Annotated in this window: 20 protein-coding genes and 1 riboswitch; of the genes, 15 read left to right on the forward strand and 5 right to left on the reverse strand. The window is 68.6% G+C overall.

Translation table 11 applies throughout. The annotated features are described in order from the left end of the window. Window positions 1-92 precede the first annotated feature (92 nt). Window positions 93-776 carry a LysM peptidoglycan-binding domain-containing protein gene (locus EDL96_RS07310; protein ID WP_123825172.1) on the forward strand — a complete coding sequence of 228 codons (684 nt, stop codon included), beginning with the start codon at window positions 93-95 and terminating at the stop codon, window positions 774-776. A 154-nt stretch (window positions 777-930) separates the two neighbouring features. On the opposite strand, the gene EDL96_RS07315 is transcribed toward EDL96_RS07310, so the two are convergent. After that, window positions 931-1,548 carry a hypothetical protein gene (locus EDL96_RS07315; RefSeq protein ID WP_123825134.1) on the reverse strand — a complete coding sequence of 206 codons (618 nt, stop codon included), beginning with the start codon at window positions 1,546-1,548 and terminating at the stop codon, window positions 931-933. Window positions 1,549-1,801: 253 nt separating this feature from the next. Here EDL96_RS07315 and gatC point away from each other — a divergent pair, with 253 nt between their 5' ends. The 5 genes from gatC (at window position 1,802) to EDL96_RS07340 (ending at window position 6,553) form a co-directional block, all read left to right on the forward strand. Continuing rightward, on the forward strand, window positions 1,802-2,098 hold the full coding sequence (gene gatC, locus EDL96_RS07320) for an Asp-tRNA(Asn)/Glu-tRNA(Gln) amidotransferase subunit GatC (RefSeq protein WP_123825135.1): 297 nt from the start codon (window positions 1,802-1,804) through the stop codon (window positions 2,096-2,098). 11 nt (window positions 2,099-2,109) lie between these two features. Beyond that, on the forward strand, window positions 2,110-3,729 hold the full coding sequence (gene gatA / locus EDL96_RS07325; protein WP_123825136.1) for an Asp-tRNA(Asn)/Glu-tRNA(Gln) amidotransferase subunit GatA: 1,620 nt from the start codon (window positions 2,110-2,112) through the stop codon (window positions 3,727-3,729). Continuing rightward, the gene (gene gatB / locus EDL96_RS07330) at window positions 3,726-5,228 is read left to right on the forward strand and encodes an Asp-tRNA(Asn)/Glu-tRNA(Gln) amidotransferase subunit GatB (RefSeq protein ID WP_123825137.1); all 1,503 of its coding nucleotides are present in this window, start codon (window positions 3,726-3,728) and stop codon (window positions 5,226-5,228) included. The genes gatA and gatB overlap by 4 nt, the downstream gene beginning before the upstream one ends. A gap of 49 nt (window positions 5,229-5,277) precedes the next feature. Next, the gene (gene yidD / locus EDL96_RS07335; RefSeq protein WP_123825138.1) at window positions 5,278-5,583 is read left to right on the forward strand and encodes a membrane protein insertion efficiency factor YidD; all 306 of its coding nucleotides are present in this window, start codon (window positions 5,278-5,280) and stop codon (window positions 5,581-5,583) included. A gap of 109 nt (window positions 5,584-5,692) precedes the next feature. After that, complete coding sequence (locus EDL96_RS07340; RefSeq protein WP_123825139.1) at window positions 5,693-6,553, forward strand: CPBP family intramembrane glutamic endopeptidase; 861 nt, start codon at window positions 5,693-5,695, stop codon at window positions 6,551-6,553. Window positions 6,554-6,562: 9 nt separating this feature from the next. Here EDL96_RS07340 and EDL96_RS07345 read toward each other — a convergent pair whose 3' ends face one another. Then, the gene (locus EDL96_RS07345) at window positions 6,563-8,806 is read right to left on the reverse strand and encodes a S9 family peptidase (RefSeq protein WP_123825140.1); all 2,244 of its coding nucleotides are present in this window, start codon (window positions 8,804-8,806) and stop codon (window positions 6,563-6,565) included. 70 nt (window positions 8,807-8,876) lie between these two features. Between EDL96_RS07345 and EDL96_RS07350 the strand changes: the two genes are divergently transcribed. From EDL96_RS07350 to EDL96_RS07370, 5 genes are all read left to right on the forward strand, one after another. Next, entirely contained in the window at window positions 8,877-9,683 is an 807-nt protein-coding gene (locus EDL96_RS07350) for a CPBP family intramembrane glutamic endopeptidase (protein WP_123825141.1), read from the forward strand. A gap of 76 nt (window positions 9,684-9,759) precedes the next feature. After that, window positions 9,760-9,874: riboswitch (SAM riboswitch) on the forward strand. A gap of 66 nt (window positions 9,875-9,940) precedes the next feature. Continuing rightward, a complete protein-coding gene (locus EDL96_RS07355) occupies window positions 9,941-11,317 on the forward strand; it encodes a bifunctional o-acetylhomoserine/o-acetylserine sulfhydrylase (protein WP_123825142.1) in 1,377 nt (458 codons plus the stop codon). Between the two features lies 1 nt (window position 11,318). Then, the gene (metX, locus tag EDL96_RS07360) at window positions 11,319-12,539 is read left to right on the forward strand and encodes a homoserine O-acetyltransferase MetX (RefSeq protein WP_123825143.1); all 1,221 of its coding nucleotides are present in this window, start codon (window positions 11,319-11,321) and stop codon (window positions 12,537-12,539) included. A gap of 182 nt (window positions 12,540-12,721) precedes the next feature. Then, window positions 12,722-13,732 carry an endonuclease domain-containing protein gene (locus tag EDL96_RS07365; protein ID WP_123825144.1) on the forward strand — a complete coding sequence of 337 codons (1,011 nt, stop codon included), beginning with the start codon at window positions 12,722-12,724 and terminating at the stop codon, window positions 13,730-13,732. A gap of 60 nt (window positions 13,733-13,792) precedes the next feature. Further along, on the forward strand, window positions 13,793-14,440 hold the full coding sequence (locus tag EDL96_RS07370) for an alpha/beta hydrolase (RefSeq protein ID WP_233568748.1): 648 nt from the start codon (window positions 13,793-13,795) through the stop codon (window positions 14,438-14,440). Window positions 14,441-14,485: 45 nt separating this feature from the next. Here EDL96_RS07370 and EDL96_RS07375 read toward each other — a convergent pair whose 3' ends face one another. Beyond that, window positions 14,486-14,719 (reverse strand): RNA-binding S4 domain-containing protein, encoded by a 234-nt coding sequence (locus EDL96_RS07375; protein WP_123825146.1) that lies wholly within the window; start codon window positions 14,717-14,719, stop codon window positions 14,486-14,488. 196 nt (window positions 14,720-14,915) lie between these two features. Here EDL96_RS07375 and EDL96_RS07380 point away from each other — a divergent pair, with 196 nt between their 5' ends. From EDL96_RS07380 to EDL96_RS07390, 3 genes are all read left to right on the forward strand, one after another. Beyond that, window positions 14,916-15,872, forward strand: coding sequence for a DMT family transporter (locus tag EDL96_RS07380; protein WP_267900147.1), 957 nt, complete (start codon window positions 14,916-14,918; stop codon window positions 15,870-15,872). Between the two features lie 294 nt (window positions 15,873-16,166). Continuing rightward, window positions 16,167-17,546: a glycine--tRNA ligase gene (locus tag EDL96_RS07385; protein ID WP_123825148.1), complete on the forward strand. Its 1,380-nt coding sequence runs from the start codon at window positions 16,167-16,169 to the stop codon at window positions 17,544-17,546. A 6-nt stretch (window positions 17,547-17,552) separates the two neighbouring features. Next, a complete protein-coding gene (locus EDL96_RS07390) occupies window positions 17,553-18,530 on the forward strand; it encodes an N-acetyltransferase (RefSeq protein ID WP_123825149.1) in 978 nt (325 codons plus the stop codon). Between the two features lie 94 nt (window positions 18,531-18,624). Here EDL96_RS07390 and EDL96_RS07395 read toward each other — a convergent pair whose 3' ends face one another. Both EDL96_RS07395 and EDL96_RS07400 read right to left on the reverse strand, forming a co-directional pair. Next, window positions 18,625-19,149, reverse strand: coding sequence for a TM2 domain-containing protein (locus EDL96_RS07395; protein ID WP_123825150.1), 525 nt, complete (start codon window positions 19,147-19,149; stop codon window positions 18,625-18,627). 16 nt (window positions 19,150-19,165) lie between these two features. Then, entirely contained in the window at window positions 19,166-19,597 is a 432-nt protein-coding gene (locus tag EDL96_RS07400; protein WP_123825151.1) for a TM2 domain-containing protein, read from the reverse strand. 280 nt (window positions 19,598-19,877) lie between these two features. Here EDL96_RS07400 and dusB point away from each other — a divergent pair, with 280 nt between their 5' ends. Next, entirely contained in the window at window positions 19,878-21,119 is a 1,242-nt protein-coding gene (gene dusB, locus EDL96_RS07405; protein WP_123825152.1) for a tRNA dihydrouridine synthase DusB, read from the forward strand. Window positions 21,120-21,181: the final 62 nt, after the last annotated feature.

Raw genomic sequence — 21,181 nt, forward strand, 5'->3', positions numbered from 1 at the left:
CCGGGGACGGCACGAGCGTAGACGGGACCGCACAGGAGCTAGTTGTGAACAAGAACTTCAAGAAGACCATCGTTGCCGGCACCGCCACCGTCATGGGCGGCATCGCCCTGGCTGGTGCCTCCGCTCCCGCCAACGCGGTTGACTGGGATGCCGTGGCTCAGTGCGAGTCCGGCGGCAACTGGGGCATCAACACCGGTAACGGTTTCTCCGGTGGCCTGCAGTTCACCCCCTCCACCTGGGCTGCCTACGGCGGACAGGGTGCTGCGCAGGACGCTTCCCGCGAGCAGCAGATCGCCGTCGCCGAGCGCGTGCTCGAAGGCCAGGGTATCGGCGCATGGCCGACCTGCGGTCAGCTGGGCCTGGGTGGCACCACCTCCAACGTCTCCACCCAGTCGGTCGAGACCCCCGCCGCTCCGGCTCAGCAGGCTCCGGTCGAGCAGGCCCCGGTTGCCGAGGCCGCTCCGGTCGAGCAGGCCCCCGTTGCTGAAGCTGCTCCGGTTGAGCAGGCTCCGGTTGCCGAGGCCGCTCCGGTCGAGCAGGCCCCCGTTGCCGAGGCCGCCCCGGTTGCCGAGTACACCGCTCCGGCTGCCCCGGTCCAGACCGAGGCCGTTGCCACCTCCGGCACCTACACCGTCGAGTCCGGCGACACCCTGGCTTCGATCGCCGCGAAGCTCGGCATCGAGGGTGGCTGGGAGGCCCTGTATGCGGCCAACGCCGACTCCGTGGCTGACGCGAACATGATCTTCGTGGGCCAGACCCTGAACATCCCCGCCTGATCATCACCTGATCACGGGGTGAGGTGACTCGTTCACCATCCATGCACCAGGACCCCGTTACCGCAACCGCGGTAGCGGGGTCCTGTCATGCCCGGGCAAACCCGACGGACCGGACCGGCCCGGTGCGACGGGGCCGAACCGGTCCGAGGGAGGCTCAGCGCAGCAGGGAGGGCTCCCGGTTCTCGACCGTGGCGTCCTCCAGCTCCGTGCGCTTGGCGCCCTTGGTGCCCTTGACCTTGTACGCCTGGATCACCGTCAGGCTCACGCCGTCCACGTGCTCGACCTCCACGATCAGCGCTGAGGCGCCCGAACGGTCCGGCAACGTGGCGCCGAAGGCCAGCGCCGCCCCCAGTAACTCCGCGGCGGACTCTCGGGTCCAGTTCCGGAGCGAGTCCAGGGCGTCCGCGGGGCTGGACCGTTCCAGTTCCTCGGGGGAGAGGCTGTGCAGTTCGAACTCACCGTCCCGCCGCGCGACGACGACGAACGGTGGGAACGCACCGAACTGCTCGAGTTGGTCCAGCACGACCGCCTGGACGTGCGCCGTCATCTGATCGACGGCGGAGGCCGTGGCCGTTGAGATTCCCTGACGCCAGGCGTTCGCGGCATCCTGGGACCGTGTGCGCCGGGTGCTGGAGGGAGTCGAGGGGTCCTTGGCCGCAGCCTTGGCGCGCCGGGCGGCGCCCCGGTCCTTCTTGGGCTTGCCGGACTTTGCCTGTCCTGACCGGGTCTTGCCCGGGGCGGACGTCGAGGGTTTCTGGGATCCTGATGCCACGGAGGCTCCTTGTCTGGGGTACGTGCTGGTCGACCGAACTCCGGTTCGGAGCACCCCGCACGGGGTGCGATCAGGCGACCGCGATCTCTTGCTGCCACCAGCGTATGTGTCGGAAGCGTCTGCGCGCCGTGGCTAGACTGGCCGGGTCGAGCCGCCGTCGTCGTCGTGCGTGCTGCCCCGCCCCACGGGCGCCGTGGAAGCACCCGGATGTTGAGTCCGGCCCGACCCCTGAACCCGAGAACAAGGAGCGTGCATGTCCGAGATCACACGTGACACCGTCGCCCATCTGGCGACGTTGGCGCACATCGAGATGTCGGAGGAGCAACTGCAGGCCATGGCCGGCGAACTGCAGCAGATCGTGGGTGCCGTGGCGCAGGTCAGCGAGGTTGCCGGGGACGACGTGCCCGCGACCAGCCACCCGCTGCCGCTGCGCAACGTGATGCGCGAGGACGTGGTGGGCGAACCGCTGACGGCCGAGGAAGCGCTGTCCGGAGCCCCGGATGCCGAGGACGGGCAGTTCAAGGTGCCCGCGATTCTCGAGGAAGACTGAGGACCAGCACCATGACGCAGAACATCATCGAACTGTCCGCGGCCGAACTCGCCCAGAAGCTGGCCGAGCGTGAAGTGACCTCCGTGCAGGCGGTCGAAGCGCACCTGGAGCGGATCGCCGCGACCGACGGCCGCCCGGTGGAGGCCGACAACCCGTACGCGGGCAAGACCGGTCTCAACGCCTTCCTGCACGTCAACACCGAAGAGGCCCTCAGCGTGGCCGCGGAGGTGGATGCGGCTCGCGAGAGCGGCGAGGACCTTCCGGAGCTGGCGGGCGTGCCGATTGCGGTCAAGGACCTGATCGTGACCAAGGGGCAGCCCACCACCGCGGCCTCCAAGATGCTCGAAGGGTGGATGAGCCCCTACGACGGCACGGTGACCCAGCGTCTGCGCGCGGCCCGGATGCCCATGCTGGGCAAGACCAACCTGGACGAGTTCGCGATGGGCTCCACCACCGAACACTCCGCGTACGGCGTGACCCGCAACCCCTGGGACCTGACCCGTATCCCGGGTGGGTCCGGTGGCGGTTCGGCGGCCGCGGTGACCGCCTTCCAGGCGCCGTTGGCGCTGGGCACGGACACCGGCGGATCGATCCGTCAGCCCGCCGCGGTGACCGGTTCCGTGGGCGTGAAGCCGACCTACGGCTCCGTGTCCCGCTACGGCGTGATCGCCATGGCCTCCTCCCTGGACCAGGTTGGTCCGTGCTCGCGCACCGTCCTGGACGCCGCGTTGCTGCACGAGGTGGTGGGCGGTCACGACCCGCAGGACTCGACCTCCCTGACCGACCCCGCCACGGGATTCGCCTCTGCCGCCCGTGCCGGTGCCGCCGAGGGTGGGCTCAAGGGCCTGCGCGTGGGTGTTGTGAAGGAACTGACCGGCGAGGGCTTCCAGGCGGGAGTCGAGCAGCGTTTCCGCGAGGCCGTGGACCTGCTGCGCTCGGCCGGTGCCGAGGTGGTCGAGGTGGAGACCCCCAACTTCCGCTACGCGTTGGGTGCCTACTACCTGATCATGTCCTCGGAGGTCTCCTCCAACCTGGCCAAGTACGACGGCGTCCGGTTCGGCCGCCGCACATTGCCCACGGACGGCAACCTGACCATCGAGCGGGTCATGGGTGCCACGCGCGCGGCCGGTTTCGGCGCCGAGGTCAAGCGCCGCACCATTCTGGGCACCTACGCCCTGTCCGCGGGGTACTACGACGCCTACTACGGCTCCGCCCAGAAGGTCCGCACGCTGGTGCAGCGGGACTTCAACGCGGCCTTCGAGAAGTGCGACGTCCTGATCTCCCCGACGGCGCCAACCACGGCGTTCCCGATCGGTTCGGTGGACGAACACGCGGACCCCATGCAGATGTACCTCAACGACGTCGCCACGATTCCGACCAACCTGGCCGGTGTTCCCGCGATCTCGCTGCCCGCCGGCCTCGCGCCGGAGGACGGACTGCCCGTCGGCGTCCAGTTCATGGCCCCCGCCCGTGAGGACGCCCGGCTCTACTGCGCCGGTGCAGGCCTGGAGGCATTGCTGACCCAGGCCAACGGCGGGCCGATCTGGAAGGACCTGCCCGACGTCGTGACCGCCGTGAACAATCTCCCCGGAACCACTTCCGCCGTCGCCACCGAAGGAGCCGCCAAGTGAGCGCCGACATCCTGTCCTTCGAAGAGGCCATGGAGAACTTCGATCCCGTGCTGGGATTCGAGGTTCACGTGGAACTGAACACCAAGACCAAGATGTTCGACGCCGCCCCCAACGCCTTCGGGGACCAGCCCAACACCAACACCACGCCGGTGTCCCTGGGCCTGCCGGGCGTGCTGCCGGTGGTCAACAAGAAGGCCGTGGAATCCGCCGTGCGCCTGGGGCTGGCGCTGAACTGTTCGATCGCCCCGGTGTCCCATTTCGCGCGGAAGAACTACTTCTACCCGGACACCCCCAAGAACTTCCAGACCTCGCAGTACGACGAGCCGATCGCGTTCGATGGCGAGATCACCGTGGAGCTCGAGGACGGAACACCGTTCACCATCGAGATCGAGCGGGCCCACATGGAGGAGGACGCCGGGAAGCTCACCCACAAGGGTGGCGCGACGGGTCGGATCCAGGGTGCGGAGTTCTCCCTGGTGGACTACAACCGCGCCGGTGTGCCGCTGATCGAGATCGTGACCAAGCCGATCGTCGGTGCCGGCGACCGCGCGCCCGAACTGGCTCGCGTGTACGTGGCCGCGATCCGCGAGATCGTGAAGAACCTGGGGATTTCGGACGCCCGCATGGAGCGCGGCAACGTGCGTTGCGACGCCAACGTGTCCCTGATGCCCAAGGGCTCCACTACATTCGGCACGCGTTCGGAGACCAAGAACGTGAACTCGCTGCGCGCCGTCGAACGTGCCGTGCGCTACGAGATCCAGCGCCATGCCGCCGTGCTCACGGCCGGGGACGCGATCGTGCAGGAGACCCGGCACTGGCACGAGGACACCCGGTCGACCACCTCCGGTCGCCCGAAGTCCGATGCCGACGACTACCGCTACTTCCCGGAGCCCGACCTGGTGCCCGTGGTGCCGGACCCGGAGTGGGTGGAGCAACTGCGCGCGGAACTCCCGGAGCCGCCGTCCGAACGGCGCAAGAAGCTCAAGGCTGAGTGGGGCTACTCGGACCAGGAGTTCCGCGACGTCGTCAACGCGGGTGTGCTGGACGAGATCGAAGCGACCATCGCCGCCGGAGCCACCGCGGGTGCCGCCCGCAAGTGGTGGATGGGCGAGATTGCGCGCCTGGCCAATGTGCGCGGTACGGAGATCGCCGAGCTCGGCGTGACCCCGGAGCACGTGGTGGAGATTGAATCTCTCATCGGCGCCAAGACCATCAACGACAAGATCGCCAAGCAGGTCATCGGCCACATCGCCGACGGCGAGGGATCGCCCGCGCAGGTTGTTGAAGCCCGGTCCCTGGCCGTGGTCTCCGACGACGGCGTGCTGCTCACCGCGATCGACGACGCGATGGCGCAGATGCCCGACGTGGTTGCCAAGGTTCAGGCGGGCAAGGTTCAGGCCGTCGGGGCCCTGATCGGTCCCGTCATGAAGGCGACGAAGGGTCAGGCCGACGCGGGACGCGTGCGCGAACTGATTCTGGAGAAGCTCGGGATCAACTGAAGGCTCCGCTAGGCCCGGGATCAACTGAAGGCTCCGCTAGGGTGGTGACATGGAAACACTAAGTAGGGTTACGGTCGCTCCCCGTCGCTTTGTGGACCTTGCCATCCGCGGGTACCAGCGGTATCTGTCCCCCCGCAAGGGCTACACCTGCGCCCACCTGGTGGCGCGCGGTGGCCAGTCCTGTTCGGCGGTGATCCGGGGCATCATCGCCGAACGCGGGGTGCTGCGCGGCGTGGTTCCCACCCTGGCCCAGTTCGCCGCGTGCCATCAGGCCGCCCTGCTCCTCAGCACGCAGCCCTCGCGTGTGCAGGGCGTGTGCTGCTGCGGCGGTATTCCGATCCCGTTCCGGTTCTAGTCGCCGTCACGGTCACCGGCTCCGGGGCAGGGGGCCCGGTGGGCGTTTCCGGTCACCGGGGGCGGTTCGCCCGCACGTGATTCGGCGGGGCGTGGACTATTCTCAGCCCATGCGCGGACTTCAACGATCGGTGCGTGACCGTCCACTGGCGGCGGTCCTGGCCACCCTGATCGTCTCTCTCATCGTTTCCTGGCGGATGGCCGTCCGGGACTGGCCCTGGGAGATCGTCTTCCTGGTCCAGCCCGTGGCCGTTCTGCTGATCTGGTTCCTGATCACCAAGCGGGGAGTCCTGGCTCTGGGCTTCCCGGGGTGGGACAAATCGGTGGGCTCCGCACCCGCCGTGCTGCCCAAGCTCATGGGCGCCGACGTCCGCTCCGGGGCGCAGAAGCTGCGGGCGTTGTGGATCGCACTGTTGTTCTCCGGGGCCATCACGGGGATCACCTCCGCACTGTTTCTGGTCACGGGCGCGACCACACCGATGGGCGTGTGGCTGCCACGCGCCGGACTTTTCGCGGCGTTGGGCGCCGTGGTGATCGGTGTGCTGGCCACCGCGCTGCCCGAAGAACTCGTCTATCGCGGAGTTCTGGTGCGGCTCAGCGAGAGCCGTTGGCATCCCGCGGTGGTGATCGCCGTCAGCAGCCTGTTGTTCTCCGCTGCGCACGCAGCCAATCTGTACAGCAACGGGGGGTCCGGTCACTGGGTTCTGATGCGTCTGGTGGAGCTTGCGGTTCTGGGCGCGACCCTGACCTGGGCGTCCCTGCGTACGGGCGCGTTGTGGATTCCGCTGGGTTGGCATGCGGGCGCGAATCTTGCCGGGTACTTCGTGGAACTCGTGTGGGTCCCGCAGACCGTGGCGTTGTGGCCGGTGTTCCTGACCTCCATCGCCACGGCACTGTTGGTGATCCCGCTGGTCCTGGTCCTGGAAAGGTTGCCGCCCAAGCGAACGCCCATGTGGGCTGTGAGTTCCTGATCCGTGCCGTCAGACCAACCCCATCCGCTCCAAGGCCCACGTGTCCTCCCACGCCGTGTCCCGCCACTGCTGGTAGCGGCCCGACGCACCACCGTGGCCGCCGGCCATCTCGATCCGCATGATGACCTGATCGGCGGCATCCGGACGGGCGTGGCGGAGGGCGGCCACCCACTTGGCGGGTTCGACGTACAGCACACGCGTGTCGTGCAGGGACGTGACCGCGAGGATCGGCGGGTAGGCGACGCCGGGGTCGGTCGAGATGTTCTCGTACGGGGAGTACGCCTTCATGTACGCGTAGACCTCCCGATCCTCGATCGGATTGCCCCATTCCTCCCATTCCAGCGCGGTCAAGGGGAGTTCCGGCATGAGGATGGAGGTCAGCGGGTCCACGAACGGGACGGAAGCCACCGCCCCGCGGTAGAGGTGCGGTGCCAGGTTCAACACGGCGCCTACCATGAGCCCTCCCGCGGAACCACCCATGAGGACCAGCCGGTCGGCATCGACGTCGGCCCGCCGTCCCACGTGCTCCGTCACGGCCACCACGTCCGTGAACGTGTTGTTCTTCCGCAGCTTCTTCCCGTCGTCGTACCACGCACGGCCACATTCCCCGCCGCCGCGGGCGTGGGCGATGACCCACACCGCACCGCGGTCGAGCAGGGAGATCCGGGAGTAGGAGAACGCCGGGTCCATGCTGATTTCGTAGGAGCCGTAGGCGTAGACGACGGCGGGGGCGGGCTCCAGGAGGCCGCGGCGGCGGATCAGGGTCACGGGGATGCGCGTGCCGTCGATGGCGGTGGCCCAGTCCCGTTCGACCTCGTAATCGGCGGGGTCGTAACCACCCAGCACCGCTTTCTCTTGGCGGAGAACGGGGACGACCTGCGAGGAGTTGTCCGGTGTGCTGCCGGTCGAACTGCTCGAGAGGATCAGGTCGAAGATCCTGGTCGGGCGCAGGAAGGTCTCCACGGCGAACCTGACCACGGGGGAATCGTGTTCGGCGGCGATCAAGTTCACGGAGGCCAGGTCGCCGTCGTCGTTCCACACGCGGGTGACCGGGGCCTGGTCCGGGGTCCCCAGACCGGCCAGGGGGAGGAGCAGCACGGTCGGCAGGGTGTTCTCCCGCACCGACACGAGCAGGTGGTCCGCGGTCACGGCGAAGCCCTGAAGGCGCAGGCCCTCGCGCGGCGGGATGACGTCCACGGCCCCGGCCCGGTCCAGCGGCAGCCCCAACCGGTCCAGCTCCAGGAGCGAGAGCCGACCGTCCGCGGCACCGTGGTCATGCGAGACCAGGACGACGTCGCGGCCGTCCACCCGCACCGGTTCCGCCTGGTAGAGCACGCGCTCACCACGGGGAATCACGACTGTGGGGGCCCTGCCCGGAGCGGCGTCGAGCGGCAGGATCGACACCTCGGAGAACTCGGAGCACCCGGCATCCAGGACCAGCCACCGGCGATCCGCCGACAGCCCGGCGCCGAGCCAGAGCCCTGGGTCCTCCTCCTGGGCGATCACGGCGTCTGCGTCCGGTGGGGTGGTGGCGCTACCGGCCCCCACGTCGTGGCGGCGTACCCGCCAGGGGCGCCACGAGTCGTCCACCTCGGTGTAGTAAACCGCGCGGCCGTCGGTGGAAAGGAACGCGCCGTAGGAGGTACCGGGGATCTCGTCCGGGAGGACCTCTCCCGTGGTGAGGTCCTTGATCCGCACGGTGAAGCGCTCATCACCCGTGGTGTCCGCGGCCCACAGCATCCACCGGCCGTCCAGGGAGACGTCCCACGCGCCCAGGGACCAGAAATCGTGTGCGGCGGCTTCCGCATTGCCGTCCAGCAGGACCTCTTCGCCGGGGAGGGCAACGCCGGGTTCGACGACGGGTGGGGTCCAGGCGTCCTCGGAGTCCAGCGGGGCCGTGGCAGGCACCCGGCATCGGATCCCGTGCTCTCCGCCTTCGACCGTGCGCCCGAAGTACCACCAGTCGCCACGACGCCACGGAACGGACAGGTCGGTCTCCTGCACGCGACCCTTGATCTCCTGGAAGATCTGCTCCCGAGTGCTGGCCAGGTGTGCGGTGCTGGATTCCGCGAAGGCCGTTTCCGCCTCCAGGTGGCTGATGACCTCCGGGGATTCCTTGTCCCGCAGCCATTCGTAGGGGTCCCGGAAGCGGTCACCGTGGAACTCACGGACGCTGTCGCGTCGTTCGGCGACCGGGGCGTGAACGGGAGCGGGAACTGAAACGGTGCTGTGATCGGCTGCGGCATCGGTCATGGCGTTCAACCTATCGCGGCCGGACTGGTGAGCGGGCCGGGGCGTCGTCGTCGGACGGCACAATGGGGCCATGACGGAAGCGGAACGCCGGGACGAGCACTGGCAAGGGCACGAGGACAGGCGTCCGGAGGAATTCGGAGGCCGACGGGCCGATCTGTGGGTGCAGATCCTGCTGGTGCTCGGGGTCTCTCTCGGCGCGAGCGCTCTGTGGGCGATCCTGAAGATCGCCGAGGTCATGACCACTTCGTCGATCGCGCAGTCCCACGCGACCATGAATCAGCCCATGAGCGATGTCCCGGTTTTCGACGTGCTGCGTCAGGTGCTGACGATCGTCCTCGCCCTGGTGCCGGTGCTGCTGGCGCTCTACCTCCTGGCAGGTTCCGCCGGGCAGCTGAGAACCGTGTGCCGCCAGATCGGGTTGGACCTCAGGGCACCGTGGCAGGACCTCGCGCTCGGAACGCTGTTGTTCGTGGTCATGGGTCTGGGCACGCTGGGCATGTATCAGGCCGGGCGGGCTCTGGGGCTTACCGCGGAGCTGACCACCAACGGTGGCGGGACCGAGTGGTGGAGTGTGCTCTTGCTGATCGGACAGGCTGCGCGCCACTCACTGGTTGAAGAGGTCATCGTGGTCGCGTTCCTGGCCGACCGGCTCCTGCGCGTGGGGTGGGCGTGGCCCGCCGTGCTGATCGGGTCGGCGCTGCTGCGCGGCAGCTACCACCTGTACCAGGGGTTCGGGCCGACGCTGGGCAACGTGGTCATGGGGCTTGTGTTCCTGTGGATCTACCGGCGCACGGGGCGGGTCATGCCCCTGGTCGTCGCGCACTTTCTGCTCGACGCCGTCGGGTTCCTGGCGGGGGCCTACCTTTTCGGATCCTGAGCCCCGGTTGCCCAGCCCTGCTCCGTCGTCGGTTCCCGGCTTGCAGTTCCGACGGTGTGCCCGTGACAATGGGAGCGGTCACGAGAGCCAGCGTCAAGCCCCAGCTTGCTGGCCGGCAACCCTCCAACCGCGGTGGGGTGCCCTGGGTGAGGACCGGGCCGGACGCGACCGCGTCACGGCAAGCGCGGGTCGCGGACCCGGACCCGGTGCGGGACTGCGCCGGCTCCGGCTGGGACCCCTGAGACCAGGAGCCACCGTTGAGCAACACCCCCACCCCCGCACAGCCCGCCGGCTGGAACTTCGAGACCCGCCAGATCCACGCGGGCCAGGAACCCGACCCAGTCACCGGTGCACGGGCGCTGCCGATTCAGCAGACCACGTCCTTCGTCTTCCCGGACGCGGCGACGGCGGCAGGTCGGTTCGCGCTCGAGCAGCTGGGCCCCATCTACACCCGGCTCAACAACCCGACCACCGAAGTGGTCGAGAATCGGATCGCCTCCCTGGAGGGCGGCGTGGCCGCCGTCATGGTGGCCTCCGGTCAGGCCGCGACCACGTACGCCATCCTGAACATCGCCGGTTCGGGCGACCACGTGGTGGCCAGCGCCTCCCTCTACGGCGGCACCTTCAACCTCTTCAAGTACTCGCTGGCCAAGTTGGGCATCGAGGTCACCTTCGTGACGGATCCCGACGACGTCGACGCCTGGCGGGGCGCCGTCCGTCCCAACACCAAGGCCTTCTACGCCGAGTCGATCCCCAACCCGCGCAATGACGTCTTGGACATCGAAGCCGTCTCACGGATCGCCCACGAGTCCGAAGTCCCGCTCATCGTGGACAACACCGTCGCCACGCCGTACCTGGTGCGGCCCTTCGAGTGGGGGGCCGACGTCGTCGTGCATTCGGCCACCAAGTTCCTGGGCGGACACGGGACCTCGATCGGGGGGTTCGTGGTCGACTCCGGAAACTTTGACTACACGCGTTATCCGGAGCGGTTCCCGGAGTTCGTGAATCCCGATCCGTCGTACAACAACATCGTTTTCGGAGAGGTGTTCGGGACGAACGGACCCTTCGGCGCCAACCTCTCCTACGCGCTCAAGGTGCGCACCCAGCTGCTGCGGGACCTGGGCGCCTCGATCTCCCCGTTCAACGCGTTCATGATCGAACAGGGCATCGAGACGCTGTCCCTGCGCATGGAGCGACACGTGGCCAACGCGCAGAAGGTCGCCCAGTGGCTCGAGGGCCACGACGGCGTCCGTTCCGTGTCCTACGCGGGCCTGGAATCCTCGCCCTGGCACGAACGGGCCACCCGCTATTCACCGAACGGGGCCGGCTCTGTGCTCGGTTTCGTCCTGGACGGCGGGGCCGCCGCGGGACAGGCCTTCGTGGACGCGCTGGGGCTGCACTCGAACGTGGCCAACATCGGTGACGTGCGCTCGCTGGTGATCCACCCGGCCTCCACCACGCACTCGCAGCTGACCGCGGACGAGCAGCGGGACGCGGGCGTGGATCCCGGATTCGTGCGGCTGTCCGTGGGGCTCGAGCACATCGACGACATCCTGGCGGATCTGGAACTGGGCTTCGCGGCTGTAGCGGGGTCCGGCTCCGGAACCGAGCCCTCGGAGAACGGAGCGTCCTGAGATGACCCTGGTCGGGGGCGGGCGCACGGGGGCCCCGGACTTCGTCCGTGAGGACGGTGTGCTCGCGTACGTGGACGTGGGCGACCTCCCGCTGGAATCCGGGGTGGTCCTGCCCGGCGTGCGGCTGGCCTACGAGACCTGGGGTGAACTCGACGCGGACGGTTCGAACGCTGTCCTGGTCGAGCACGCCCTCACCGGCGACGCCCACCTGGCTCCCGGGCGTGCCCGCGAGCACGCCCCCGAGGTGGAACGCACCCGCGCGGAAGCCCCGGGGTGGTGCGAGGGTCTGGTCGGCCCCGGACGGGTGATCGACACCGACCGGTACTTCGTGGTCTCGATCAACATGCTCGGCGGGTGCTACGGCTCCACGGGTCCGGCCACGCCGGCGCCGTCGTCGGTGGACCCGACCGGTGCGCCCTGGGGCTCGCGGTTCCCGTTCGTGACCATCCGCGACGGGGTGCGGGCGGAGGCCGCGGTGGCCGACGCCCTGGGCATCCGGCAGTGGCGGCTGGTGATCGGCGGGTCCATGGGCGGGGCGCGCGCCCTTGAGTGGGCGGTGACCTTCCCCGACCGGGTGCGGTCCTGCGGCGTGGTGGCGGCCTGCGCGGCGTCCAGTGCCGAGCAGATCGCGTGGGGGCAGGCGCAGAACCTGGCCCTGCGGCAGGACCCGGCGTTCCGCGGTGGTGACTACTACGACGGCGAGTTCCCCACGGTGGGCCTGGGCCTGGCGCGACGGATCGCGCACATCACCTACCGGTCCGCGGCCGAACTGCAGACCCGGTTCAGCCGTGACCCGCAGCCCGGTGAGAGCGTGCTGGGTTCGACGGCGGGGGACCGGGGACGCTACAAGGTCGAGAGCTATCTGGACCACCAGGCCTCCAAACTGGCCGATCGGTTCGACGCCAACTCGTACCTGACGTTGAACGAGGCGTTGATGAGCCACGACGTGGCCCGTGGGCGCGGGACGTTGCGGGAGGCGCTGGCACGTACCCGGTGCGACTGGCTGGTGGCCGCCGTCGATTCCGATCGGCTCTACTTCCCGCCCGAATCCGACGCGCTGTGCGAGGCACTGCCCGTGCCCGTGACCCGGCAGACCATCCACTCCGCCGCGGGCCACGACGGCTTCCTGATCGAAGACGCGCAACTGGGCGAGCTGGTCGCCCGCACGGTCCTGTCGTCCACCCCCGCCGAACCCTCCCGAAACTCGCCCATCACCCCCTGATCCGCGAGTTTTGCGAGGGTTCGGCGGGGGTGGAGGGGCACGGTCCGGCTCCACAGACGACGGCGGACCGGCGCACACAGGCGCGACGTCCCCAGGTGGGTGCTTGAAGGCTACGGGGTGTGCCTCTCCCGGGGTGTGCTGGGTGCATGCCCACACCGCGTCACCGACCGCCGGACAGTCTGATGGACCGATGGTTCACGGTCCGGGAAGCCACCGAAGCCGGACTGACCCGCAGCCAACTGTGGGGGTCTGCCTACACGTCGATCACGCGCGGGGTGTGGGCCGTGAGCGCTTCAGACGTACCTGAACGATCCGGGATGGTCGGCCCCGGGACACCCGAGGGCCTGGCTGCTCGTCTTCCCGCGCTGCAGGAGGTTTGCCCGGACAGTGCGGCGAGCCACGTCACGGCGGCAGTTCTGCTGGGCTTCCGCCTCTCCCAGCGCGTGGTGGAGTCCCCGGCGGTACACCTCACCTGCGTGGGTCATGGGAACCCGCCGCGCGGGCCTGCTGTCCAGGGGCACGAATGTCTCCCGGCCCTCGAAGACGTCTGGGAGGTCGACGGCATGCGGGTGACCTCGCCGATCCGCACCTTGATAGACCTGGCCGGCGCGTACACGCGGCGGAAGTGGCCCGTGTTCTCGGACTCGGACCTGGTGGGCATCGTGGACGGTGTGATCAACGAACACGAGACCGGGATCAATGCGGGGCGCCCCGCACTGCGGACCCGGTCCGGGCTGGCACAGGACCTCGGCGGGTTCCACGGATGTCGCGGTGTAGCGAGGCTGAGATCCGCGCTGGACCGCGCCGCCGTCGGGGTGGATTCGGTCTTGGAGACCAAGGTGCGCCTGTTGCTGGAGGACCACGGGCTCACGGGGTGGACGACCGACCTCCAGCTGCAGGCCCCGGGCCACCGTGCCGTGTGGCCTGATCTGGCAGACGTGGAGCACCGTATCGCCATCCAGGTTGAGGGTGCCCACCATGACGGGCACGATCAGCGACTCCGCGATATCGAACGGCAGCGCGCCACGGAGGCCCTGGGCTGGACCGAGATCCGTGTGATGGCTGCCGACCTGAACCCTGATCCCCTCGGCCAGGGTGGCACCGTGCCCCGCGTGGTCCGTATGGTCCGCGCAGCCCGGAAACGCTCCCTCCCACCAGCCGAACCCTCCCGAAACTCGTTCATCACGCCCTGATCTGCGAGTTTCGGGAGGGTTCGGCGGAAGGGGGTGGGGCGGAATGGGAGGATGGGGCCCATGGCTGAGAACTTGGTTGACGAATTGACCGTTGCGTGGAACCGCGACCCCGCCGCCGACCCGAACGCGCCCCTGCTGGTGATGTTCCACGGATTCGGTGCGGACGAGAACGACCTGATGGGCCTGGTCCCCGGTCTGCCCGACGAATTCGTGGTGGCCTCCGTGCGGGCCCCGCAGCGGGAGGGCTACGGCTACCGTTGGTTCCCGCTCTACAGCGACGAGGCGTTCGACACCGCCCAGGTGCAAGCGGCCCTGGAACCCGTGGTCGCGTGGGTTCGGCAACAGGCCGAGGGGCGGCCATCCGTGTCCCTACTCGGCTTCTCCCAGGGCATGTGCATCGCGACCTCGGTGGTCCGCGCCATGCCGGGGGAGATCGCCGCCGTCGCGGGGCTCTCCGGCTTCACCCTCCCGGACCCGCTGCCCATGTTCCGGGACGGAGCCCTGGAGCAGGAACCCTTCAAGCTGTTCTGGGGCCGCGACCCCCAGGACCCCGTGGTCAACGAGGCACTGGTCAACCAGTCCGCCGAATGGCTGCTGACCCACGCCGATTCCACCAAGGTCCAGTACCAGGGAATGGGCCACAGCATCGCCCAGCAGGAACTGCGCCACGTCAACGAGTACCTGACGCACCACGTGCTCAAGGCCTGACCGCAGGGGACAAGCCTCCGGCCCGTTGCGACCTGGCCGACCGGTTCAGGAGTCCGAACGGATCACGACCGACTCGGCGTTGAACGTGATGACGTCCCCGTCGCGTAGTTGCCGGCCGCGCCGGTCCTCGATGTCACCGTTGACCTTGACCAGACCGTCGTCGATCACGGTCCGGGCCTGGGCACCGTCCTCGACCAAACTGGCCAGTTTGAGGGCCTGGCCCAGGCGGATCATCTCGTCGCGGATCGGCAGTTCTGCAGGTTCGGGGGTCTTAGCCATACCCCCATTTTTGCTGATCGCCGATGAGGTGCCAGGCCTCCGGGGCTCGGTGTGGGCACATTAGCCTGGTACCGTGTCCTCCGCAGCAGATGATGGCTTAGGCCCGCCAAACCGCCCGAACTCTGACTCGAACGCAGCCCCCGGTTCCAATACGGCTCAGGGCCGACTGGCCGGTCTGCTCGTACAGGTCGCGGCCGTGTTGTGTGGATCCGGGATGGCCGTGCAGTCCCGCGTCAACGGGGAACTCGGGACCCGGACGGGGGATCCCACCGGGGCGTCTCTGGTGAGCTTCGGGACGGGCCTGATCGTCGTCATCGTCCTCGCACTCGCCCTGCCCAAAGGACGGGCGGGCACACGACGACTGGCGACCTCCCTGCGTGAGCGGCATCTGCCCTACAGTTTTCTGCTCTCCGGTGTGTTCGGCGCTTTCCTGGTGCTCGTGCAGACCTTCACCACGCCCCTGGTGGGAGTGGCTGTGTTCATCCTTGGGGTGGTTGTGGGCCAGTCCCTGGGCGGTTTGGTCGTGGACCGGATCGGGTTTGGACCGGGCGGTGCCAAACCCCTCACGGGGTGGCGAATCGCAGGCACCGCCGTGATCGCCGGGGCGGTCGTCCTGGCGGAATCGCCTCGGTTCGGCGCAGGGCAGGGGAGTGCGACGACGGCGGGCCCCGGTTTGCTGGTGCCGCTGGCACTCCTGCAGGTCCTGGCGGGTGTCGGTGTGGCCGTTCAGACGGCCATGAACGGCCGAACGGCGCAGGCGGCCGACACGCCCATCACATCCACGCTGGTGAACTTCGCCGGAGGAGCAGTGGGGCTGACGGTCACCGCCGTGATCTACCGCGCGGCGGCGGATCTCCCGCCATGGCACTTCCCACCGGAATGGTGGCTCTACACGGGCGGGATCGTGGGACTGGTGTTCGTGGCGGCCGGTGCGGTGCTGGCCCGGGTGATCGGTGTCCTGCGGACAAGCCTGTCCTTGACCGCGGGCATGCTCTCCGGGGCGCTGGTCCTGGACCTGCTGGCCCCGACTGCAGGGAACTTGATCGAGCCCGTGACCGTCATGGGTACCCTGCTGACCTTCCTCGGGCTCGTACTGGCGACCCTGCCGTGGAAGGTACCTCGAGATCCGGGCAACAGTCCGGATGCTCCCTGACATGGCGTCAGCAGGAGCCCTGACCTTCCTGAGACCACAGGCTCTCGACCAAGTCGCGACGACGACGTCGGCCCCAACGTCGGCCTCGCCGCCTTGGCGGCGGTTCGGTGGCTCCGGAAGTCGCTGAGGATCGCCGTCGTTCGTTACCCTTGACCGAGCGCCGAACCGGCGCGATCTTCGTGTTGTCCACATTGCTGCCCGAACGCCCGATCGGCCCCTCATGGTCCACCGGGGCCGGCAGCCCCACGCCAGGCCGCAGCCAGCGGTCGCGGCAGAGACTGGAGTGAATCATCCATGGCCCAAAAGTCCACGCTGGAGAACGTCATCTCGCTGTGCAAGCGACGCGGCTTCGTGTTCCAGGCGGGTGAGATCTACGGGGGTTCCCGTTCGGCGTGGGACTACGGACCCTTGGGTGCTGAGCTCAAGGAGAACATCAAGCGTGAGTGGTGGCAGACCTTCGTGCGCGGACGCGAGGACATGGTGGGTCTGGACTCCTCGATCATCCTGCCCACCGCCGTGTGGGAGGCCTCCGGCCACGTGGCCACCTTCACCGACCCGCTGGTCGAGTGCCTGTCCTGCCACACCCGCCACCGTCAGGACCACCTGGAGGAGGCCTTCGCGGACAAGAAGGGCCGCGCGGCCGAGTCCATGGCGGAGATTGTCTGCCCCAACTGCGGCACCAAGGGCGAATGGACGGACCCCCAGCAGTTCTCCGGTCTGATGAAGACCTACCTGGGCCCGGTGGACGACGAGAAGGGCAAGCACTACCTGCGCCCGGAGACCGCTCAGGGCATCTTCGTGAACTTCCTCAACGTGGTCACCGCCGCCCGCAAGAAGCCGCCGTTCGGCATCGGCCAGGTGGGCAAGGCGTTCCGCAACGAGATCACCCCGGGCAACTTCATCTTCCGCACGCGTGAGTTCGAGCAGATGGAGATCGAGTACTTCGTTCACCCGTCCGAGGCACAGAAGTGGTTCGACGACTGGGTCGAGTCCTGCTGGAACTGGTTCGTGGACCTGGGCATCAACCCGGACAACATGCGCCGCTTCGACGTCCCTGACGAAGAACGCGCCCACTACTCGGACGGCACGATCGACATCGAGTACAAGTTCGGCTTCCAGGGCTCGGAGTACGGCGAACTCATGGGCATCGCCAACCGCACGGACTTCGACCTGGGCAACCACACCGAACACTCCGGCACCAAGATGCAGTACTTCGACCAGACCACGGACGAGCGCTACACCCCGTACGTGATCGAACCGTCCTTCGGCCTGACCCGCTCCATGATGGCGTTTCTGGTGGACGCCTACGTGGAGGACGAGGCCCCCAACACCAAGGGTGGGGTGGACACCCGCACCGTGCTCAAGCTCGACCCGCGCCTGGCGCCGGTCAAGGCGGCCGTGCTCCCGCTGTCCAAGAAGGACGACCTCAAGCCCGTGGCCCAGAACCTGGCCGCCGAGCTGCGTCGCCGCTGGAACATCGACTACGACGACGCCGGAGCGATCGGCCGCCGCTACCGTCGCCAGGACGAGATCGGCACCCCGTTCTGCGTGACCGTGGACTTCGACTCCCTCGAGGACCAGGCCGTGACCATCCGCTCGCGCGACGAGATGACGCAGGAACGCGTGTCCCTGGACAAGGTCAGCTCCTACCTGTCCGAAAAGTTGGGCTGCTGATCGCCCATGGCCGTGTCCTACCGCTCCTGGAACGACGGCGACGACCTCCGACTGCTTGAGGTCCTGCCCGCACCCGAGGCTGATCCCGTCATCGCGCTGCGGGCGCTCATGGGCCCGGACACGGACGAACCCGCGTGGTCGCGGACGGTGGTGGCCACCGACGACGACGTCGTGGTCGGGGCCGGTGCGGTGCAGCTCAACCCGTTGCACCCGTCCCGGCTGTGGGCCTTTGTGGAGGTCGGCTCGGCCAACCGCGGCGACGGCGTGGGCCAGGCCCTGGCCGCGCGGTTGCGCGAGGCGGGCGAGCAGTCCCACCCCGGGCTGCCGCTGCGGACCAAGGTGGGGCCGGGCACCACGGGGGAGTCCTTCGCCCAGGCGCAGGGCATGGTTCCGGTGATGACGCACCGCCACGTCGTCGTCGCTCCGGGGGCCATTCCACCGCAGCCCATCGGCGAAGGGGACTCCGCGACCGAGTCCGTGGAGGACCTGGCGACCGGGTCGGTCGAACTGACCCGCGCGGTCGGGGAGTTCTACCGGGCCGCCAATGCGTGGGATCCGCCCGCGGACCTGACGTTGGGGCAGGTCAACAAGCAGTTCCTCTCCGATTCCGCGCAGGCCTACGGGGCCATCGTGCTGCGCCGCGGCGTGGACCGCGGGGCAGGGGTCCGGGGAAGCATCGGCGCCTTTGCGATCAGCTACCGGTCCCTGGAACTCGACGCCGAACGGGCCGAGGCCGACCCCGAGCGCCTGGCCGAACTGGACAACCTGCCCACGGACGTCCTGATCGGCTGGGACCCCACGTTGTCCGACGAGGAGGCCGCGGTCGCCGTCGCCAAGCTCATGGGGCTGCTGGTGGCCCGCTACCCGATCCGGGTGGAGGTCACCGACGCCATGCGCCCGCTGGCCGTGGTCTGCGCCCAGTTGGTGGCCGAGGGCACGGCCAAGGTGATCGACGAAGCCGTCACCTACGCCGACCCCACCTAAGACCACCGTCGAGTGTCCGAGTCAGGTCGCTTCCATGGCGGAAAAACGACTCAACTCGGACACTCGGCGGGCGGGTCAGGCGGTGGGGCGGGGTTCAGAAGGACCAGGGGTCGATGCCCAGTTCGCCGGCGATCTGCTGGCGGGTCTTGTCGTTCTGCGCCTCGATGCGTCGGGTCATGCGGAAGGCGTCCACGATCCACCAGACCAGCAGGGCCAGGAAGCACAGGATGCTCACGATGATCCCGGTCAGGAACAACGGTCCGGGCGGCGGCACCTCGTCCGAGTACCCCGTGGTGGGGATGGAGACGATCCACGAGACGTACCCCACCATGAACAGGCCCCAACCCAGCACCATGAGGCCGATCTTGATCAGGCCGCGGCCGATGGAGCCCAGGTAGAAGTCGTGGATCTGGACGCCCACGACGAACGGCGCCAAGGCCCACATGATCCACGCGGCACTGTTGTTCTTGTTCCGGGCAGAGAAGCGCCAGGCGGCCTGACGTGCCAGCGCGGGGTCCGCTGCTCCCGGGGACTCCGCGTGGTTCAGGGGTCGCGAGGGTTCCTGCGGTGGGTAGTTCGAGGGTGGGTTGTTCGAGGCTGGGTTGTTCGAGAAAGACACGCTCACTCCTGTGCGGTCAGAAGGACCAGGGATCGATGCCCTGCTCGGAGGCGATCTCCTGACGGATCTGGTTGTTCTTGCTCTCGATGCGGCGGGACATGACCACGCCGTCGTAGATCCACCAGGCGATCGAGGCCAGGATGCACAGCCCGGCTAACCCGAGCCCGAGGAAGACCCCGACCGGTGCCGCCGAGGCGTTGGACTCGGCCGCGATCCCCGTGATGATTATTCCCACGAAGAACGAAACGAAGGCCATGACCAGCAAGCCGAGCTTGGCCAGCCCTTTGCCGATGTCACCGAAGTAGAAGTCGTGAATGGGCAGTCCGACCAGGAAGGGTCCACCGATCCACAGCAGCCACGCGGCGGTCTCGTTCTTGCGGCGCGCGGAGAAACGCCAGGCAGCCTGCAGCTGAGACGGGTTCTGCCCGGCGTTCATTCCCGGGTTCATGCTCGCGGGCTGCGCCCCGGCGGGGTATGGGCTGGGTTGGTACGGTCCGGGACCCTGAGGGGCGTAGGACATGGTGGCCTCCGTGGGGCGATCAGCGCCTGCGGCGTAAAATGTGCAGTTGCGAATATCGTAGGGTGCCGCGGACCCGAAAGCGAACCCGTGCCGCCGTGTTGCGCTGGTTCGCCCACGATGTGGACGCGGTGTGGGCGAGGGGTGAACGCGGTGTGAGCGCGGCCAATCTCACGCCGCCCGTCCACGGGCCCCGTGCGAAAATGTCCGGATGACCGCAACCACCGCAGCCCCCGTCGTCGACGCAGCCAGGACACCGTTCGGTCCCGGAACGGTGGAGACCGTGGATGCTGACGAGGCCGTCGTCCTGGACCTCCCACCGCTCCGGCTCGGCAACCTGACCGTGGACGTCCCGGTGGTCCTGGCACCGATGGCCGGTGTGACCAACAAGGCCTTCCGTCGCCTGTGCCGCGAACACGGCGGCGGGCTGTACGTCACGGAGATGGTCACCGCCCGGGCGCTGGTGGAACGCCGCGAGAAGTCGCTGCAGATCGTCCATCACGACGCCGACGAGACCCCGCGGTCCGTGCAGATCTACGGCGTGGACGCCGTGAATGTGGGCAAGGCGGTTCGCATGGTGGTCGAGGAGGACATCGCCGACCACGTCGACCTCAACTTCGGCTGTCCCGTCCCCAAGGTCACCAAACGCGGAGGCGGGTCGGCACTTCCGTGGAAGACCGACCTGTTCCACGCCATCGTCTCCGCCGCCGTCCGCGAAGCCGACCGCGGTGGCATCCCGGTCACGGTCAAGACCCGTATGGGCATCGACGACGACCACCTCACCTATCTCGAGGCGGGTCGCATGGCGCGTGACATCGGCGTCGCCGCGGTCACCCTGCACGGGCGCACTCTCGAACAGCACTACTCGGGGACCGCCGACTGGTCCGCGATCGCCCGCCTCCGGGAAGCCCTGCCGGACGTCCCGGTGCTGGGCAACGGGGACATCTGGTCCGCGGAGGACGCCGTGCGCATGGTCGAAAAGACCGGCGTGGACGGCGTGGTCATCGGCCGCGGGTGCCAAGGTCGCCCGTGGCTCTTCGGGGACCTGCAGGCGGCGTTCGACGGACGCCGCGACCGGGCCCGCCCCGGCCTGCGTGCCGTGGCCGCCACGATCTACCGCCACGCCCAGTTGTTGGCCGAGCAGAACGACGACGAACTGCAGGGCTTGCGCGAAATCCGCAAGCACGTCGCCTGGTACTTCAAGGGCTACCCGGTGGGCGGCCAGCTGCGCGCCCAGCTGGCCGGCGTGGAGACTCTGGACCAGCTCGAGGAACTGCTCAACCAGCTCGACCTGGACCAGCCCTACCCGGGCCCCGCCGTCGAAGGGCCGCGGGGACGCGCCGGAAATCCCAAGAAGGCGGCCCTGCCAGACCGGTGGCTCGAGGACCGACTGATCCACGACGACCAGCGCCTCGGCCTGGTGGACGCGGAATTGGACGTCTCCGGAGGCTGAGCCCGGCACAATGGGGGGCGTGAACTCTCCCGACCCCACCGTCATGTCTCCCCAGACCGGAC

Origin of the sequence: Kocuria soli, from assembly GCF_003797835.1 — a bacterium.
GTDB lineage: Bacteria > Actinomycetota > Actinomycetes > Actinomycetales > Micrococcaceae > Kocuria > Kocuria soli.